Origin of the sequence: Pseudoflavonifractor capillosus (genome assembly GCF_016899775.1) — a bacterium.
Taxonomy (GTDB): domain Bacteria; phylum Bacillota; class Clostridia; order Oscillospirales; family Oscillospiraceae; genus Lawsonibacter.
The window spans coordinates 1-1,637 of record NZ_JACJJE010000128.1 but is presented as its reverse complement, the minus strand read 5'-3'; the positions used below and the strand labels follow the sequence as shown (position 1 = coordinate 1,637).

The following is a 1,637-nucleotide window of genomic DNA, read 5'->3' as shown; positions in this document are numbered from 1 at the left end:
GTCATAGGAGTAGACGCCGTTGCTCACCGAAGTACCGGCCATAAGCTGCGGGGCGTTGGAGCCCATGCCGTTATAGTGCATAGCGCTGGAGTTGTACCAGGTGACGTCGCTGCGGCACTGGTCCGCGGACCACCCGTTGCTCCACACCACGTTCAGGGGCGTGCCCACCACATGCCAGGTATTCCAGTCCATGGTGTTCAGGTCGGTGACCACGCCGCCCGGAAATTCCACCAGGGTGAAGCGCAAAAATGTCCGCTCCGGGTCGATGGCCCAGGCCACATTGGAGGTGTGGGGCTTCTGTCCGCCGGGGCTGCCGGGGTTGTAAGCGCCCACGTCTCCGGTAGGTGTGACATTGGACGGAGCCCGGTTGGGCTGGTATGTCTGGGGCGCGAACATACCCAGCGTGAAGCTTGGGTCCGCACTGTAAACCGTAGAAATTTCATAGGGCAGCTGGTAGGCAAAAATGCCGCTTTCTGCTGGAGAGACTTCCGTCCACTGGCCGTATTTCTGGTAGGTCTCCCCGTCCAAGGTGTACTCCTCCAGGCTGGCGGGGTCGCCCGTGGCCCGGCTGACGGTCACGGTCTGACCCTCCATGCGCAGTACCAGGGTCTCGCCGTCCTCCATGGCCTCGGCCTGGAGCTGGGCCAGGCGCTCCGCCTCCCCGTAGGGACAGGGGATGACATACTCAAACCGGGTCAGGCGGGAATTGAACTGTGCTTCCGCATCCTCCCGGACATAGGCGATGCTGGGGATCAGGTCGGGCAGGTTGACCAGGATGCTGTCCTTGTCCACCCAGCCGGCATCCTCCAGAGTACCGCCGGTCCAGCCGCCCTCGGAATAGCCGATCTTCAAGCGGCTGTCTCCATCTTCCAGCAGGGCAAAGGGCTCTCCGGCTGGAATCTCTGTCTCCTGAGTGGTCCCAGCCTGGCTGGAGTAGACAGTCATGGGCTGCTCCCTGCCGTTCCAGGCGGTAGTTCCGGCCGGGGCCAATTCAAAGTTTCCCGTGGGGGCATAGGCCGCTTCTGCTTGAATGTCGGGGATGGCCGCTGTCTCAGCCGCAAGGGATGTGCCAGGCAGCAATCCCGCCGCCATGACCAGGGCTATGAGACCGGAGGCCGCCCGTTTCCAGTGATGTTTCAGGTGTTTCAACATGTAAATTCTTCCTCCTTTCAGACTTCTACCGCCTGCACCTGCCAGCGGTAGGCACGCTGGTCCCGGACGCAGGTGAACAGGGTCAGACGGTTGTCCGTGGTGGCGGTGGTGCCGCTGGTGTCTGTCTCCTTCACCTTCTGAACGCTGGTGACCTCATACGTTCTTGTCCCCAGCTTGGTGGTCCAGGTGATGGTATCGCCCGGCTCCAGGGTGTGGAGATCGCCAAAGTCATCCCGGACACCCCGGTTATGGCCGGCGATGCACACATTTCCGTCCCAGATGCTGGTATCTTTGAAGTGCCCAGCACCTTTCATCAGGGTAGAGCTGTCGGTGCCCTGATACACCTTCACGGACAAATCAATAGAGGGGATTTTCAGCGTGCCCAGGTAGCCGCCGGAGTAGTAGAGATCGCTGGTGACTTTGGTATACCCGGTAGAGGTGGTTACTGTACTGGCGCCACTGCCAGAGTTTTGACCGTTCAGAAA

At 60.9% G+C, this 1,637-nt stretch carries 2 protein-coding genes; both read right to left on the bottom strand.

The genetic code is table 11. The annotated features are described in order from the left end of the window. Positions 1-1,152: hypothetical protein (locus tag H6B31_RS16575; RefSeq protein ID WP_204899507.1), on the bottom strand; the 1,152-nt coding region annotated here is incomplete at its 3' end. Between the two features lie 17 nt (positions 1,153-1,169). Then, positions 1,170-1,637: class D sortase (locus tag H6B31_RS16570; RefSeq protein WP_204899506.1), on the bottom strand; the 468-nt coding region annotated here is incomplete at its 5' end.